15 protein-coding genes are annotated in these 15,269 nt (G+C 62.8%); 11 read left to right on the top strand and 4 right to left on the bottom strand.

Annotated features, from left to right (window positions below; all coding sequences use genetic code 11):
- Positions 1-8: 8 nt before the first annotated feature.
- From DW352_RS15670 to DW352_RS15660, 3 genes are all read right to left on the bottom strand, one after another.
- Positions 9-848 (bottom strand): NAD(P)-dependent oxidoreductase, encoded by an 840-nt coding sequence (locus tag DW352_RS15670; protein WP_115692213.1) that lies wholly within the window; start codon positions 846-848, stop codon positions 9-11.
- 147 nt (positions 849-995) lie between these two features.
- Positions 996-1,775 (bottom strand): SDR family NAD(P)-dependent oxidoreductase, encoded by a 780-nt coding sequence (locus DW352_RS15665; protein ID WP_115692212.1) that lies wholly within the window; start codon positions 1,773-1,775, stop codon positions 996-998.
- Positions 1,776-1,906: 131 nt separating this feature from the next.
- Positions 1,907-3,538, bottom strand: coding sequence for a phytoene desaturase family protein (locus DW352_RS15660; RefSeq protein WP_115692211.1), 1,632 nt, complete (start codon positions 3,536-3,538; stop codon positions 1,907-1,909).
- Between the two features lie 250 nt (positions 3,539-3,788).
- Here DW352_RS15660 and DW352_RS15655 point away from each other — a divergent pair, with 250 nt between their 5' ends.
- From DW352_RS15655 to DW352_RS15620, 8 genes are all read left to right on the top strand, one after another.
- Complete coding sequence (locus tag DW352_RS15655) at positions 3,789-4,958, top strand: ABC transporter substrate-binding protein (protein WP_115692210.1); 1,170 nt, start codon at positions 3,789-3,791, stop codon at positions 4,956-4,958.
- A 221-nt stretch (positions 4,959-5,179) separates the two neighbouring features.
- Positions 5,180-5,902: a TetR/AcrR family transcriptional regulator gene (locus DW352_RS15650; protein WP_115692209.1), complete on the top strand. Its 723-nt coding sequence runs from the start codon at positions 5,180-5,182 to the stop codon at positions 5,900-5,902.
- 29 nt (positions 5,903-5,931) lie between these two features.
- The gene (locus DW352_RS15645; RefSeq protein ID WP_115694435.1) at positions 5,932-7,104 is read left to right on the top strand and encodes a cobalamin-independent methionine synthase II family protein; all 1,173 of its coding nucleotides are present in this window, start codon (positions 5,932-5,934) and stop codon (positions 7,102-7,104) included.
- Positions 7,105-7,187: 83 nt separating this feature from the next.
- Entirely contained in the window at positions 7,188-8,357 is a 1,170-nt protein-coding gene (locus DW352_RS15640; protein ID WP_115692208.1) for an ABC transporter substrate-binding protein, read from the top strand.
- 119 nt (positions 8,358-8,476) lie between these two features.
- On the top strand, positions 8,477-9,397 hold the full coding sequence (locus DW352_RS15635) for a branched-chain amino acid ABC transporter permease (protein WP_115692207.1): 921 nt from the start codon (positions 8,477-8,479) through the stop codon (positions 9,395-9,397).
- Complete coding sequence (locus tag DW352_RS15630) at positions 9,394-10,398, top strand: branched-chain amino acid ABC transporter permease (protein WP_425374613.1); 1,005 nt, start codon at positions 9,394-9,396, stop codon at positions 10,396-10,398. Before DW352_RS15635 ends, DW352_RS15630 begins: the two co-directional genes overlap by 4 nt.
- Positions 10,395-11,159, top strand: coding sequence for an ABC transporter ATP-binding protein (locus DW352_RS15625; protein WP_115692205.1), 765 nt, complete (start codon positions 10,395-10,397; stop codon positions 11,157-11,159). Before DW352_RS15630 ends, DW352_RS15625 begins: the two co-directional genes overlap by 4 nt.
- The gene (locus tag DW352_RS15620) at positions 11,152-11,859 is read left to right on the top strand and encodes an ABC transporter ATP-binding protein (RefSeq protein ID WP_115692204.1); all 708 of its coding nucleotides are present in this window, start codon (positions 11,152-11,154) and stop codon (positions 11,857-11,859) included. The genes DW352_RS15625 and DW352_RS15620 overlap by 8 nt, the downstream gene beginning before the upstream one ends.
- Positions 11,860-11,891: 32 nt before the next feature.
- Here the strand turns inward: DW352_RS15620 and DW352_RS15615 are convergent, their stop codons facing one another.
- Positions 11,892-12,803, bottom strand: a complete 912-nt coding sequence (locus DW352_RS15615; RefSeq protein ID WP_115692203.1) for a LysR family transcriptional regulator — start codon at positions 12,801-12,803, stop codon at positions 11,892-11,894.
- 126 nt (positions 12,804-12,929) lie between these two features.
- On the opposite strand from DW352_RS15615, the gene DW352_RS15610 reads away from it, so the two are divergent.
- From DW352_RS15610 to DW352_RS15600, 3 genes are all read left to right on the top strand, one after another.
- Positions 12,930-13,727 carry a type 1 glutamine amidotransferase domain-containing protein gene (locus tag DW352_RS15610; protein WP_115692202.1) on the top strand — a complete coding sequence of 266 codons (798 nt, stop codon included), beginning with the start codon at positions 12,930-12,932 and terminating at the stop codon, positions 13,725-13,727.
- 71 nt (positions 13,728-13,798) lie between these two features.
- Positions 13,799-14,095: a putative quinol monooxygenase gene (locus DW352_RS15605; RefSeq protein ID WP_115692201.1), complete on the top strand. Its 297-nt coding sequence runs from the start codon at positions 13,799-13,801 to the stop codon at positions 14,093-14,095.
- A gap of 12 nt (positions 14,096-14,107) precedes the next feature.
- Positions 14,108-15,121 (top strand): aldo/keto reductase, encoded by a 1,014-nt coding sequence (locus tag DW352_RS15600; protein ID WP_115692200.1) that lies wholly within the window; start codon positions 14,108-14,110, stop codon positions 15,119-15,121.
- The last annotated feature ends 148 nt before the right edge of the window (positions 15,122-15,269 follow it).

Genomic DNA, 15,269 nt, shown 5'->3' with positions numbered 1-15,269 from the left:
GGCTCTTGTCACCGCCCGATAAACTTGTCCAGCGCCGCCGTCTCGCTGTTTTCGCCGTCGACGTCCTTGGCCATCTCTTCGTAGAAGCGCGCGGCGGCGGCAAACATCGCATGCTCGGGATGATCTTGGCCGACGAAGCCGGCGATCTCGTCGAGTTCGGCCACCCAGCGATAGGCTTTCGGATACATGCCCGGCACCTGGCGCGACAGCCAGTTGAAGAGCGCTCCCTGGCTTTCTTCCAACTCCGCTTTGAGCGCCGCGGCCGAGCCACCCCGCGTTGCCGCGAGCATCATCGCGGCCCCGAGCGCGGTGAAGCCCTTGGTGATGCCGGCATACGACATCTTCATCGCAGAGGCGGCGGTAAGCGGCCCGTCGAGCACACGTACGATCAGGCCGCGCTCGTTGAGCCGCGCGAAATCGTAGGCGGCCGGACCGGACACGTAGAACTTGGTGTTGGCGCTGCCGGGCTGGGGTGGCGGGCCGATGATGCCCGCGTCGACGAACATGCAGCCGGTGGTGGCGATCACGTCGGCGATCTCCTGCGCCGTCGGCGGGCTCACCGCATTGCAGTCGACATAAACCGTCTTTCGGTTGGATGCGCGCAGGACCGGCGCCAGTCGTCGCGCCAGCGCCACGGCTTCGCCCGGCGGCACGATCGACAACAGGAAGTCGGCCTCCGCGAGCTGCGCGTCGCCGACACCGACCATGCCGGCCTTTTGCGCACGCGCGGCGCTCGCTTCGCTGCGGCCGGCGAGCGAGGTCAGCACCGTCACCTTGTTTTCGGCGAGACGCTGGCCGACGCCGGCGCCCATGGCGCCGGGAGCGACGATGGCGATGGTGAGACTCATGAGCGAGGTTCCTGCCACTTGTTTAGCCGTAGTCATCCGCGAAAGCGGATGACCGAGTACGCCGAAGCGCTGCGATCATAGGAGGGCGCGGAGCACGCTGGATACCCCGCTTTCGCGGGGTATGACAGGCGTGTGTTTTTTGCGGCGCTAGCCGGTCACGCCGCCGTCGAGATTGATCGTCTGACCCGTCACGAAGGCCGATGCCTCGGAGGCGAGGAACAACGCGGCGCCGACCAGATCCTCGGGCGTTTCGGGACGTGGGATGCACTGCATTGCGACAATGCGCTGCTTCTGTTCGGGCGTGACGGTCTTGCGCTCGATCTCGGTGAAGGTGGCACCCGGCAGGATGGCATTGACGGTGATGCCGTCGGCTCCGACCTCGCGCGCCATCGACAGGCTCATGCCGCCGAGCGCCGCCTTGCTGGCGATGTAATGCAGGTAATTCGGGCGGCCCAGACGCACGGCGCCGGAGGCGATGTTGATGATGCGGCCCCACTTCGCGCGCCGCATTGCCGGCAGCACGGCGCGGGCACACAGGAAAGGGCCGGTGAGGTTGACGCGCAGGACGCGCTCCCATTCTTCCAGCGGAATTTGATCAAACGGACGCATTTCGAGCGTCGAGAAGATACCAGCATTATTGATCAGCACGTCGATCCGGCTGTACTCGTCCTCGACGACCTCGATCATTTCCTTGACCGACGCCTCGTCGCCGACATCCGTGGTCACGGCAAAGGCCTCGCCGCCGGCTTTCATGATCTCTTCGGACACCGCCGCGGCCTTGTTCTCGTTCAATTCGGCAATGACGACGCGCGCGCCCGCTGTCGCAAACGCTTTCGCGAAAGTGCGGCCGATGCCCTGGCCGGCGCCGGTGATGATCACCACGCGCTCCTTGAGCGAGGGAAAGACGATGTTGTTGAAATCGGTCATGCGATCACTTTCATGGTCTGTCGAGTGCCAGGCGCGTCGAAGCGCGGCGCCGGAAGTTTAGGCTTCGCAGCGCCGCCCGTCATGGGTTTCCGAGTTGTTTGCTAAAGCCCTTCCCGGATTTAACTTAGCATTTATGCAGCATTCTTTCGGACATGGTCCTCCAGCGCGCGGCGCGCGTTCCAGGGCGTCCACCACGGCTTCAATCCCAGATCCTCGGCTATGATTGCGGCGCTGATATAACCGGCGCCGCCTGAGATGGCGCCTCCCGGATGCCCCGCCGAGCCCGCCATGTACAGGTTCGAGATCGGCGAGCGGTACCCGAAGTGATTGTACATCACCTGGTCCGCATTGAAGGCGCCCATGAAGATGTCGCCTTCGCGCATATTGATCAGCTCCTGGGTGTATTCGCGGCCCGTGTAGACGTAGCGCCCAAGCACGTTCTTCGACGTCATGTTCGGGCAGACCTTTGCCCAGGTCTCGAGAATTCTGTCGGCGAATTCTTCCTTGAAGTCCTCGTAGCTCTGGTCGCCGATATCCGGGTCGATCGGCAGCACGTGCCAGGCATAGGTCGTGTGTTTGCCGGGAGGCGCCTGCGTCGGATCGAGCAGGCTCAAGGGGCCGGCGCCGAACTGGATCACCTTCGGCACGCGGCCGGCCTTGGTGTCCTCATGCGCGGAGAAGAGATCGTCCATCGTCTCGGCGCCGATGCTCCACTTCTGCACGCGGTTGATGTTCGGATCGAACTTCTCGGCGGCGAAGCGCGGGCTCTCGTTGAGCGCGAGATGCAGGCCGTAAAGGCTCCATTTCGTGTACTGGAATTTGTCGACCTTGGCGCGATAGTCCGCGGGGAGCTGTTCGCGGCCGACCAGCTTCTCGAAGGTTTGATGTACGTCGATGGTCGAGGCGACGAATTGCTTCGCCCGCACGGTGCGTCCGTCGGCGAGCTCGATGCCTGTCGCCTTGTTGTTCTCGATCACGATGCGGGAGATATTGACCTGCGGCTGATAGGTGCCGCCCGCGGCGATGAAGCTCTCCATCAGCCCGCGCGCGAGATTGAACGAACCACCCTGACAGAGCTGGTAGCCGCTCTCGAGGTCGAAGGCGCGGATGACCGATCCCATCGGCGAGGTCTTCGACGTCGTATCGACAAGCCACGTGCCGAACAGCGAGACCTTGAACAGGAACAGCAATCGGATGTGTTCGTTCTCGAACAATTCGCGGACCACTTCGAGTGGTTCGCGCGCCGCGACCTCGAGGAATTTCCTGCCGAGCGCCGTCTTCGATAGCAGCGCCTCGCGCTCCGCTTGCGGCAGCGGCGCGGAGTAACGCTCGGGCAGGAAAATCTCCGCCGTGATCTTCTCGGCGATCTCGTTCCATTCGCGGAAGGTCTCGGCGTCCTTCTTGGAGAAGCGCGCGATGCTCGCTACGGATTCTTCGAGATTGCGGCCGAGCACCAGCGCGGAGCCGTCCGCATGCGCCTGGCCGAGTTCATAGCGCGGCGTGATGTAGGTCACGCGCTCGTCCAGACCGAGGTCCTTGAACCAAGGCGTCTCGCTGATGTGGAAATGATTGATCGAGTGCAGGTTGTGGTAAAAGCCGGGCAGGGTCACCTCTTCGGTGCAGAGGCCGCCACCGTAAGTGAGCCGCCGCTCGGCGAGCAAAATTTTCAGGCCAGCGCGGGCGAGGTAGGTGCCGAGAATGAGGCCGTGATGGCCGGCACCGATGATGATGCCGTCGTAAGTTCTTTCGAGCGCCTTGCTCACGAGGTTCCTCCGATTTTCTTATTTGTCAGTATGCATACTTTCTAGCCCGCGGCCCTGGCCGTCGCAATCGCCACATCGTCACGGTTGCGTTGCGCGGATGGGAGGCCGGTCCGGTCTTTCGGCGGGGCGCCAGAAATATAGTTCGGCGGGTTACCGTGTCGCGGATGCCGGGTGGACGTTTGCGCGCCAATGCCGCTAAACTTGAACCAGTCTAGGTGGGGGGCCAACGATGCCCCCGGGAGGGAGAAATATGCGCAAAACTTTATTGGCGGCCGGTGCCGCCATGCTGATGGCTGTCGTTCCGGCGGCCGCTCAGCAGAAATCCGTCAAAATCGGCTTTGTTTCCACGTTCAGCGGTCCGACAGCCGTCATCGGCAACGACATGCGCAACGCCTTTGAGCTCGCGCTCGACCATATGGGCCGCAAGATGGGCGGTCTGCCGGTCGAGGTGATCTACGAGGACGACCAGCAGAAGCCGGAGGTCGGCAAGCAGAAGACCGAGAAGCTGATCGAATCGGACAAGGTCGACTTCATCGTCGGCTACATCTGGTCGAACGTGCTGCTCGCCTCGGTCAAGCCGATCGTCGATTCCAAGACCTTCCTCGTCGTTGCCAATGCCGGCGCGACCCAGGTCGCCGGCGAGCTCTGCTCGCCTTACATCTTCTCGACGTCGTGGACGAACGACCAGACCCCGCAGGCGGTCGCCGCCTACATGGAGAAGAAGGGCATCAAGACCGTCTACCTGATCGGCCCGAACTACGCGGCCGGTAAGGAAAACCTCGGCGGCATGAAGACGTTCTTCAAGGGCAAGGTCGTCGGCGAGGAATACACGAAGTGGCCGGACCAGCTCGACTTCTCGGCTGAATTGTCGAAGGCGCGTGCCGCCAACCCCGACGCGATCTACACCTTCTATCCGGGTGCGGCGGGCGTGCAGTTCCTCAATCAATATGCGCAGGCCGGTATGCAGGGCAAAATCCCGCTGTACTCGACCTTCGTCGTCGACTCGCTCAGCCTGCCGCGGCAGAAGGACGCGGCCGTCGGCGCCATGACCGCCTATCAGTGGGGTGCGGACCTGCCGAACGAGGCCAACAAGAAGTTCGTCGCGGACTTCATGGCCAAGTTCAAGTCGGAGCCGTCATTCTACGGTGCGCAAGCCTATGATGCGGCCAACCTGGTTGCTTCGGCTGTTGCCGGTGTGAAGGGCGATTTGAGCAAGAAGGATGCGGTGCAGGCCGCGCTGAAGAAGGCCGACTTCAAGTCGGTGCGCGGCGCCTTCAAGTTCAACAACAACAACTACCCGATCCAGAACTTCTACATGCAGGAAGTGGTGAAGGACGGAGACGCCTACAAGCTCAAGACCGTGGCAACCGCGATGGAGAACGCGCAGGATCCCCATCACGGCAAGTGTCCGATGAAGTAACACCGACTCGCTCGCTTCGGTCGAAGCGAAGGCCCGCGCGTCAAGCGCGGGCCTTTTGCGTTGTGGGCAGAAGCACGCAGTGGGCAGGCGCGCTGCTCTGTGTCCGCGCATTAACAAACAGAGCAGCCGGTATGTAACTTGACTCTCCGGCGCGACGCGGACAAACTTTTCGTCAACGATAACGGCGGTCCCGAAGACAGCCGCGTCAGGGAGAAAACGACATGCGAGGCGCCTCACGCGTCCGCGAGCGGCTGCGCCGCGACCTCAAGATCGGCGCCATCAAGCCGGTGCGCGCCGCGACGACAGTCAAACGTCCGCGCCGTACGCAGGCGAGCCGCACCTCCGAGGCCCGCGAGAAGCTCTTAAAGGCCACGCTCGAGGTCCTCGTCGACCGTGGTTACAACGGTCTCACCACCAAAGAAGTGGCAACCCGTGCCGGCCTATCCAACGGCGCCCTGGTGCATCACTACGGCACCAAAGCCGACCTCATCATGGCGGCTACGGCGTTCATCTACGATCGCGCCATCGAGAAAGGCCGCGCGATCGCGGCCAGCCAGAAAGCGCAGCGCGATCCGCTCGATGCTTTCATCAATGATTGTTTGAGCGTCTACTTCGATTGGCCGTTCATCGCCGCCACCGAGGTGCTTGTCGTGGCGCGGACCGATCCGACTTTGATGAATCAGATCGAACGCCTGATGCGGCACTTCCGCCAGACGATGAACGACATCTGGCTGCCCGTCTTCGAGCAGTCCGGCCTCGGGCGGCAGCAGGCGTCGTTCATCCTGCTCACCACGCTCAACATGATCCGCGGCATGGCGATCAACAGCCTCTGGCAGGGCAACATGGCCCATTACAAGGAGCTGATGCGTGAGTGGGTCTTACTGGTCAAACGCGGCGCCCTGAACGACGGCCGCATCAACATCACGCTGCGGCGTGGCTCCTAAGTCATCATCAAACGCGAGTGTCGATCGTCATGAAAATCAGCCAAGACCGTATCCTGACCACGCATGTTGGAAGTCTGCCGCGTCCCGGCGACCTGGTCGAGCTTCTGAAGCACAAGCAGAACGGCGACAAGCTCGACGAGGCCGCATTCGAAACGCGCGTCAAGCAGGCCGTCAAGGACAGTGTGCGTGAGCAGGCCGACGCCGGCATCGACGTGATCTCCGATGGGGAGATGGGCAAGGTCGGGTTCATTCCTTACGTCAACGAACGGCTCGAGGGCTTCGAGTGGCGCGGTTACGGCGCCAACCAGAGCTATTGGGGGCAGTCGCGAGAGGCGAAGGCGTTCCCCGATTACTACGAGTGGGCGGCGAAACAATCCGGTACGGCCGGCGGAACCGGCACCATGCGCTGGAGCTGTATCGGGCCCGTGAAGTATCGCGGCCATGCTGCGCTCAAGAAAGACGTCGATAATCTGAAGGCCGCGATGCAGGGCGCGAAGGTGGAGGAAGCCTTCATCCCGTCGATCTCCGTCGGCAACATCGTCGATTGGAACAAGAATGAATATTACAAGACGACCGAGGAATATCTCGAGGCGGTCGCCAACGCGATGCGCGAGGAATACAAGGCGATCGTCGACGCCGGCTTTATCGTGCAGGTCGACGACCCCAATCTCGCGACCTACTACGTCCTGCATCCCGAGATGGATATCCAAGAAGTCCGCCGTTGGGCGAATGTCTGCGTCGAGGCGCTGAATCACGCCCTCCGCGATATTCCCCGCGATCGCGTCCGCTATCACACCTGCTACAGCATCAACATGGGTCCGCGTCTCCACGACATGGAAGGCAAGGACATTCTCGATATCGTCTTGAAGGTAAAGGCTGGCGCCTATTCCTTCGAAGCCGCGAATCCGCGCCACGAGCACGAATGGAAATTGTGGGGCGATAAGCTCAAGCTGCCCGAGGGCGCCGTGATCATCCCCGGAGTCATCAGTCACAGCACCAACCTGATCGAGCATGAAGAACTGGTGGCGGAGCGTCTCGTTCGCTTTGCCAAGGTGGTCGGACGCGAAAATGTCATGGCCGGTGCGGACTGCGGCTTCGCCAGCTTCGCGACTTCGCTCGAAGTTCACAACAGCATCGTCTGGGCCAAGTTCAAAAACCTGGTCGAAGGTGCGCGGATCGCAAGCCGTGAGCTTTGGCGATGATCTGAACGTCCGCATGAACGGGTGAATGATACACCCGAATTGCACCCTCCGGCCGGGGCCGGAGGCAACAGGGAGGAAAGACCATGCGACTGGGAATCGCCTGTCTCGCGCTCGCCTCGTGTTTGGCGACGACCTCGGCGTCAGCCGAGGAGAGCATCAAGATCGGCTTTGTCGCGACGTTCTCCGGTCCGCTTGCGGCGGCGGGCCAGGACATGCGCGACGCCTTCGAGCTTGGGCTCGATCATCTCGGCCGCAAGATGGCCGGTCGTCCGGTCGAAATGTTCTACGAGGACGACCAGCTCAAGCCCGAAGTTGGTAAGCAGAAGACGGAGAAGCTGCTCGAAGCCTCCCATGTCGACATCCTCACGGGATACATAGCGTCCAACGTGCTGCTCGCATCGTTGCCGTCGGCCGTGAACGCGAAGACCTTTCTGGTCGGCGCCAATGCAGGGCCGTCGCAGATCGCCGGCAGCCTTTGCTCGCCTTGGTTCTTTTCGACCTCGTGGCAAGGCGACCAGGTGCCGCAGGCGATCGGTGAATATCTCAACCAGAAGGGCATCAAGAGCGCGTTTCTTATGGCCCCGAATTATGCCGCGGGAAAGGACGTCATCGCCGGCTTGAAGGCTGACTTCAAAGGTCAGATCGTCGGCGAGGAGTACACGAAGTGGCCGGATCAGCTCGACTTCTCCGCCGAACTGTCGAAAGCGAGGGCAGCCAAGGCCGAGGCGGTGTTCGCGTTCTATCCGGGGGCGGCTGGGCTGCAGTTTTTAGGGCAATACGCCCAGCTGGGCCTGCAAGGCCGCATCCCGCTGTATACGGCGTTCATCATCGATGCGCTGTCGCTGCCGCGTGCGAAGGATCTCGCGCTGGGCGTTGCGATGGCGCAGCATTGGGGCGTCGACCTGCCAAACGAGGCTAACAAGCGGTTCGTTGCCGACTTCCGCGCCCGTTACAAGCGCGAGCCGTCCTTCTATGCGGCGCAGGCCTATGATGCGGTTGGCCTGATCGACAGCGCGGTCGTTGCTGTCGGCGGCGATCTTGCGAAAAAGGACGCCATGCGCGCGGCGATGGAGAAGGCGAACTATAGTTCCGTGCGCGGGCACTACCGGTACGGGAACAATCACTTTCCAATCCAGAATTTCTACCTGCAGGAAGCGGTCAAGGACGCGGGCGGCAACTACACGATCAAGACAACGGCCACGATCCTCAAGGACCACCAGGACCGCTACCACGACCAATGTCCCATGAAGTAGGCGTGGCCCGGCCCTTGCAAGGCTAGCGCCCGCTACGCGGCAAAACGCATCACGGCGGGGGCATATTTGCGCGCCTGCCGTTTTGCTTTATGAAAGGCGCCGGGTGAGGGGCTCGAGGAATGACGCTATTTATTGAACAGTGTCTGAACGGCTTGCAGTTCGGTTTGCTGCTCTTTCTGCTGGCGGCCGGCCTGACGCTCGTTTTCGGCATCATGGATCTCGTCAATCTGGCGCACGGCTCGCTCTATATGATGGGCGCCTATTTCGCCGCCACTTTCACGGCCCTGACCGGTAGCTATCTCGGCGGCATTGCCATCGCGATCCTGGCGACACTCTTGCTCGGCATGGCGCTGGAGGTGATCGCCATGCGCAGGCTTTACGGCCGCGATCATCTCGATCACGTGCTCGGCACGTTCGGTCTCATCCTGTTCTTCAATGAGCTGGTGCGCGTGGTCTGGGGGCCGGGCGGCATGAATCTGACGCTGCCGTCGTGGTTGAATGCGTCGATCGAGCTTCTGCCCGGCATGCAGTATTCGATGTACCGGCTGTCGATCATCATCGTTGCGCTGGCTGTTGCCTTCGGACTCTATCTGGTGGTCATGCGTACGCGTGTCGGCATGTTGATCCGCGCCGGCGCGTCCAACCGCGAGATGATCGGCGCCCTCGGCATCAACATCAAACTGCTCTACACGTTCGTGTTCGGCGTCGGCGCGGCGCTTGCCGGTCTCGCCGGCATGGTGCAGGCGGCGATTCTCACGGCGCAGATCGGTATGGGCGAGAACATCCTGATCCTCGCTTTCGTCGTCATCATCATCGGCGGCATCGGTTCGATCCGCGGCGCCTTCATCGCCTCGATCTTCGCGGGCCTCATCGACACGGTCGGTCGCGCTGTGATCCCGGATTTGCTCAAGCTCGTGTTGTCGCCGTCCGCGGCCTCGACGGCCGGGCCGGCTTTGTCTTCGATGCTGATCTATCTCCTGATGGCCATTGTCCTCGTGGTGCGCCCCGCGGGTCTCTTTCCAGCGCCGGGGCAACGATGATGAGGCTTCTGACGCTGCGTAACGCCCTCGCCGCGATCGTGGTGCTGGGGCTGCTCCTGGTGCCGGTCTACGCCGCCGTGATCGGCAACAACTTCATCCTGTCGATGGCGACGCGCATCGTGATCCTCGCGATCGCCGCGACGAGCCTCAATCTCATCATGGGTTACGGCGGCATGGTGAGCTTTGGCCATGCCGCCTATCTCGGCATTGGCGGCTATGTCGTCGGCATACTCGCCTTCGAAGGCATTCCGTCGGGCTTCATCCAGTGGCCGCTGGCCCTGGTCGTCTCCGCGCTGTTCGCGCTGGTGATCGGCGCACTGTCGCTGCGCACGCGCGGCGTCTATTTCATCATGATCACGCTCGCCTTCGCGCAAATGATCTATTACGTCGGCGTGAGCCTCAGCCGCTACGGCGCCGATGACGGCCTGACCATCCAGCGACGCAGCCAGTTCGCCGATCTCGTCAATCTCAACAACAAGGCCACGTTTTATTACATCTGCCTCGTGTGTCTCCTGGCATCGGTCTTTGTCGTCTGGCGGCTGGTCAATTCGCGCTTCGGCATGGCGATACAGGGCGCGCGCTCCAACGACGTCCGCATGCGCGCCATCGGCTTTCCAACCTACCGCTACAAGCTCGTCTGCTTCGTCATCGCCGGCACGATGTGCGGCCTCGCCGGCGTCCTGCTTGCCAACCACACCGATTTCATCAGCCCCGCCGTGATGCACTGGACCCGGTCCGGCGACCTGATCGTCATGGTCGTGCTCGGCGGCATGGGCGCGTTGTTCGGACCCGTCATCGGCACGGTGGCATTCCTCGCGCTGGAAGAGGCGCTGCCCTTCGTGATGGCGAAGACGATCGATCCCTACTTCATCGCTTCGGGCATTCGTCCGTCGGAATATTGGCAGATCATCCTCGGTCCGGTGCTGCTGCTGGTCGTGCTGTTCGCCCGCGGCGGTATTGATGGCCTGCTCGCGCGCATCGACCGGAAGGAGCAAGTATGACCGCCCTTCTGCAGGTCGAGAATCTCGCCAAGCGTTTCGGCGGCATCGTCGCGACGGACGATGTCGTCATCACCATTCCCGAGGGCGAACTGCACGCGGTGATCGGCCCGAACGGTGCCGGTAAGACGACTTTGATCGCCCAGCTTACCGGCCAACTGATGCCGGACGCCGGCCGCGTTCGCTTCGGCGACACGGACATCACTTATCTGCCGATGTATCAGCGCAGCATGCTCGGCCTGGCGCGCTCGTTCCAGATCACGTCGCTGTTCCTGGACCTGAGCGTGCTCGACAATGTTGCGCTCGCGGTGCAGGCGCATGCCGGCCACTCGTTCCACTTCTGGCGCGATGCCCGCAAGCAGGACGACTTGCGCGGCCCCGCGCGCGCCGCGCTGGAGCGCGTGGGCTTGGCCGATCGTGCCAATCGGAGGGCCGCCGCGCTCAGCCATGGCGAGCATCGCCAGCTCGAACTCGCGATGGCGCTTGCCGGCAAGCCGCGCATGATGTTGCTCGACGAACCGATGGCAGGTCTGGGGCCCGAAGAATCCGCACGCATGGTGACCATGCTGCGTGAGCTCAAGAAGCAGTACACGATCCTTCTGGTGGAGCACGACATGGAGGCCGTGTTCGCGCTGGCCGACCGCATTTCCGTGCTGGTCTATGGCCGCGTCGTCGCCACAGGCACGCCCGACGAGATTCGCAATAACCCGCAGGTGCGCGAGGCCTATCTCGGCGATCACGAGGAGGGCGTGGTCCATGACTGAACCGGTCCTCACGCTCGACGGTGTCGAGACCTGCTACGGCCTCAGCCAGGTGCTGTTCGGCATTTCGCTGTCGATCGGCGAAGGCGAGATGGTTACGCTGATGGGCCGCAACGGCATGGGCAAGACCACGACCGTGCGCTCGATCATGGGCCTGACGCCGGCCCGCGCCGGCACGATCCGCTTCGGTGGCCGACAGATCCGGGGCATGCCGGCCTATCGCGTGGCGCAATACGGCATCGGCTTGGTGCCGGAAGGGCGGCAGATCTTCCCCAATCTCAGCGTACGCGAGAATCTCGTCGCGACGGCGGCTGCGCGCCACGGCGGCGAGTGGACGTTGCAGCGCATCTACGAGCTGTTTCCGCGGCTCGCCGAGCGCGAAGGCAATATGGGCGGGCAGCTTTCGGGCGGCGAGCAGCAGATGCTGGCGGTCGGCCGGGCGCTGATGACCAATCCGCGCTTGCTGATTCTCGATGAGGCGACAGAAGGTCTCGCGCCGATCATCCGTCAGGAGATCTGGCGCTGCCTTGCCAAGCTCAAGGGCACGGGCCTCTCGGTGCTGGTGATCGACAAGAATGTCGGCGCGTTGATGCGCGTCGCCGATCGGCATTTCATGATCGAGCGCGGCCGCGTGGTGTGGACGGGCTCGTCGGCCGAACTGTCGGCGGCCACGGATATTCAACACCGCTATTTGGGCGTGTGATCGATACCGGCGCCGCTTGTCCGTTTCGAAGGTCAGGCAGCGGTGGAGGACAAGTCCGCGACGACCTCCGCGATCGTCGACCGCAGCCATCGGTGGGCCGGGTCGTGGCGATAGCGGACGTGCCACGCCATCTCGACCGGGAATGTCCCGAGATCGACCGGCGCCGTCAGCACCTTGAGCCGTGGGTCGTGCGCCAGCCGCCGGCAGATCAGCTTCGGCAGTGTCGCGCAGTAATCGGTGACCGCGACCATCTCGCCGACGGCGAAGAAGTTGGTGACCGAGAGCGCGACGTCTCGCTTCAGCTCCTGCCTGGCCAATGCCTGAAACAGGCCTGCACGCAGTCGGCCTGGCGGCATGACGTTGACGTGCTTCAGCGCTTCGAACTGCTCGCGTGAGATGACGTCGCCGACATCGGGGTGGTCTGCGCGCACGATGCAGGCGAGCCCTTCGTCCATCAGGTGCTGTACGACGAGATTGTCCGGCGGATCAATGATGCGGCCGAGAACCAAGGCGGTCGTGCCGGAGGTGACGCCGGTTTCCGCAAGGTCGGTGCCGTAGGGCGTGAGCCGCAGCTTGACGCCTGGAGCGACAGCCTGCAGGTGCGCGACGATCGCCGGTGTCAGGACGTACTCGACGTAGCCGTTGGACGCGATCGTCAGGAGACGCTCCGCCTTAGCCGGGTCGAAGTCCTGCTGGCCCAGCACGGCGTCGTCGAGTTTTGCCAACGCCTCGGCGATGCCGGGGGCAAGTGCCAGCGCAAGCGGCGTCGGCCGCAGGCCGTAGCGCTCGCGGACAAACAGTTGGTCTTTCAGCATCTCCCGCAGCCGCGACAAGGCTTTGGACAGCGCGGGCTGGGTGATGCCCATGCGCTCTGCAGCACGCGTCACGCTCCGCTCCTCGATCAAGGCGATGAAGATAGGGAGCAGGTTGAGGTCGTAGCGCATGTCTTATGTTGTTGTCATGGTTATATCTAAAATCAATATAATTCCTTTCTAGAATATCTTCGCGGGGAGCACATTCCGCGTGTCCACGAGGACATGAGACGGACCTGCCGCACGGAGAAATCGCAAATGTCGAAAGGAAAAGTGCTCTTTATCGGCTCCAATGCCACCCGGATCGAAGTTCAGGGCGGCTGGGGCGCGACCGGCCAGTATCTGAACGAGACCGTTGTTCCGGCGATGGCGGTGATCGCCGCCGGATATGAAGTTGTGCTCGCCACCCCTGACGGGACCAAGCCCCACATCGACCCGGTGTCGGACGCCGTCCAGCATTTCGAGGGCGACGCGGCGGCCTATGACCGCGCAAAGGCGTTCTGGGCGAACGATCCCGCGATGAACCAGGTGCGCACGCTGCGTTCGGTCATCGATGAAGGTCTCGACCAGTACCTTGGGGTGTTTTTCCCCGGTGGTCAGGCGCCAGTCGCGGACCTGATGCAAAACGAAGACGTCGGAGAAATTCTCCGCCACTTCCACGATCGGGCGAAGCCGACAGCCTTGCTCTGCCACGGCCCGATCGCCATCGCGGCGGCGATGCCTCGAGCCCGCGCGTTTCGGGCGGCGCTGATCGCCGGCGATCACGGCAAGGCGGCCGACCTGGCGAAGGATTGGCCTTATGCCGGCTACCGGATGACGGTCTTCTCAAAGACCGAGGAGAAGGTCGTCGAAGACCACATCCTGCACGCCAAGATGTACTTCGATATGCCGACCGCGCTGCACGCAGCGGGCGGCCGGGTTGAAACAACCGCCACCGACTTCGAGCCGAACGTGGTGGTCGATCGCGAATTGATCACCGGCCAGAACCCACGCTCCGACCATCCCATCGCTGCGCGGTTCGTCGAGGCACTCGATCGTCGGCTCGCGACAGCATGAGAACGAGGATGACCGGCGGGGCGCTCAGGTGGCGTTCCGCCGGACCGTCGAATTTGGAAGGAGAAAGCACAATGTCTGCACAAGTGAAGGTCATGGCCATTTTGAACGCGCGACAAGGCAAGGTCGACGCGCTCAGGACACTACTGGAGGGGCTCGTGACGGCAAGCCGTGCCGAGCCCGGCAACCTTCGTTATGACCTCTGGGCCGACCCGAGCGATGAAGGCCGGTTCGTGCTCGACGAACTCTACATCGACAGTGTGGCGAACACGTCCCATCGGGTGACGCCGCACTTCCAGCACTATCTGTCGACGATCAACGATCTTGCCGAACGCACCGCTGTGGTGCTGGCGCCCGTCGACGTTCGCTAAAAGGAGATGACCATGACACTCAAGAATATCCTCCCCGGCAAGCTCGGTTTCGGCGCGGCACCGCTCGGCAACATGTTCCGCGACATTCCGGAGGCGGAAGCACGCGCGACCGTCGAAGCGGCGTGGAACGATGGCATTCGCTACTTCGACAATGCGCCGTTCTACGGCGCAGGTCTCGCGGAGATTCGTCTCGGTGAGGTTCTCGCCGACAAGCCTCGCAATGAATACGTGATCAGCACGAAAGTCGGTCGTCTGATCCTCGATGAGGTCGAGGACGTGACCGCGCGCGATCTCGGCGAGAAAGGCGACGTCTTTCGCTACGGCCGTCCCAACAGGATCGTGAACGACTATTCCGCGGACGCGACGCTGCGATCGATCGAAGACAGCTTGAAGCGTCTGAAGACCGACCGCATCGAGATCGCCTGGGTCCACGATGTCGCCCAGGATTTTTATGGCGACGAGTGGCTGAGCGTATTCGAGACCGCGCGCAAGGGTGCGTTCAAGGCGCTCGACCGCCTGCGGGACGAAGGCGTCATCAAGGCCTGGGGCTTGGGCGTCAACCGCGTTGAGCCGATCGAGCTTCTGCTCGACCTCAAGACGCCGCAGCCCGATGGCTTCCTGCTCGCCGGCCGCTACACGCTTCTCGACCACAGCCGCGCTTTGCAAAGGATCATGCCTGCCGTGGCCGAGCGGGGTTTGGGAATCGTCGTGGGCGGCCCCTACAGCTCGGGCGCTCTCGTCGGCGGTCCCAACTTCGAATATGCGCCGGCCACTCCAGTGATCCTGGCCAAAGTCGCAGCCATCAAGACGATCGCCGATCGATACGGCGTGAACATGAAGGCGGCTGGGCTGCAGTTCTCGCTGGCCAATCCTGCTGTTGCCGCCGTCATTCCCGGCGCCAGCCGGCCGAGCCGGATCGCGGAGGATCGCGCCGCGCTCGACGAGAATGTCCCGGCCGAGTTCTGGCACGCCTTGCGCAAGTCGGGGCTGGTCGACTCTGACGCGCCGCTTCCCGGCGGCGCCTGACCACCACCACTCACGTCATCCTGCCGCCTGGGCCATTGGCTCAAGAGACAACGCGTCCAGGCGGCTTCATCCCATCCAAGCTCCGCGGATCGACCGTCGGGGCATCGGTTTCGCGCGTGGCGAGCGCCCTCGGGAGCTTGCTGAACGC

It is taken from the genome of Pseudolabrys taiwanensis (assembly GCF_003367395.1).
Classification (GTDB): domain Bacteria; phylum Pseudomonadota; class Alphaproteobacteria; order Rhizobiales; family Xanthobacteraceae; genus Pseudolabrys; species Pseudolabrys taiwanensis.
This window is presented reverse-complemented; position numbering and strand designations above follow the sequence as displayed.

Bases quoted from the DNA above. Each gene is read 5' to 3' on its own strand.
- DW352_RS15620 (WP_115692204.1), top strand. From the start codon at position 11,152: ATGACTGAACCGGTCCTCACGCTCGACGGTGTCGAGACCTGCTACGGC.
- DW352_RS15655 (WP_115692210.1), top strand. From the start codon at position 3,789: ATGCGCAAAACTTTATTGGCGGCCGGTGCCGCCATGCTGATGGCTGTC.
- DW352_RS15610 (WP_115692202.1), top strand. From the start codon at position 12,930: ATGTCGAAAGGAAAAGTGCTCTTTATCGGCTCCAATGCCACCCGGATC.
- DW352_RS15640 (WP_115692208.1), top strand. From the start codon at position 7,188: ATGCGACTGGGAATCGCCTGTCTCGCGCTCGCCTCGTGTTTGGCGACG.
- DW352_RS15600 (WP_115692200.1), top strand. From the start codon at position 14,108: ATGACACTCAAGAATATCCTCCCCGGCAAGCTCGGTTTCGGCGCGGCA.
- DW352_RS15670 (WP_115692213.1), bottom strand. From the start codon at position 848: ATGAGTCTCACCATCGCCATCGTCGCTCCCGGCGCCATGGGCGCCGGC.
- DW352_RS15665 (WP_115692212.1), bottom strand. From the start codon at position 1,775: ATGACCGATTTCAACAACATCGTCTTTCCCTCGCTCAAGGAGCGCGTG.
- DW352_RS15625 (WP_115692205.1), top strand. From the start codon at position 10,395: ATGACCGCCCTTCTGCAGGTCGAGAATCTCGCCAAGCGTTTCGGCGGC.
- DW352_RS15605 (WP_115692201.1), top strand. From the start codon at position 13,799: ATGTCTGCACAAGTGAAGGTCATGGCCATTTTGAACGCGCGACAAGGC.
- DW352_RS15615 (WP_115692203.1), bottom strand. From the start codon at position 12,803: ATGCGCTACGACCTCAACCTGCTCCCTATCTTCATCGCCTTGATCGAG.
- DW352_RS15645 (WP_115694435.1), top strand. From the start codon at position 5,932: ATGAAAATCAGCCAAGACCGTATCCTGACCACGCATGTTGGAAGTCTG.
- DW352_RS15650 (WP_115692209.1), top strand. From the start codon at position 5,180: ATGCGAGGCGCCTCACGCGTCCGCGAGCGGCTGCGCCGCGACCTCAAG.
- DW352_RS15635 (WP_115692207.1), top strand. From the start codon at position 8,477: ATGACGCTATTTATTGAACAGTGTCTGAACGGCTTGCAGTTCGGTTTG.
- DW352_RS15630 (WP_425374613.1), top strand. From the start codon at position 9,394: ATGATGAGGCTTCTGACGCTGCGTAACGCCCTCGCCGCGATCGTGGTG.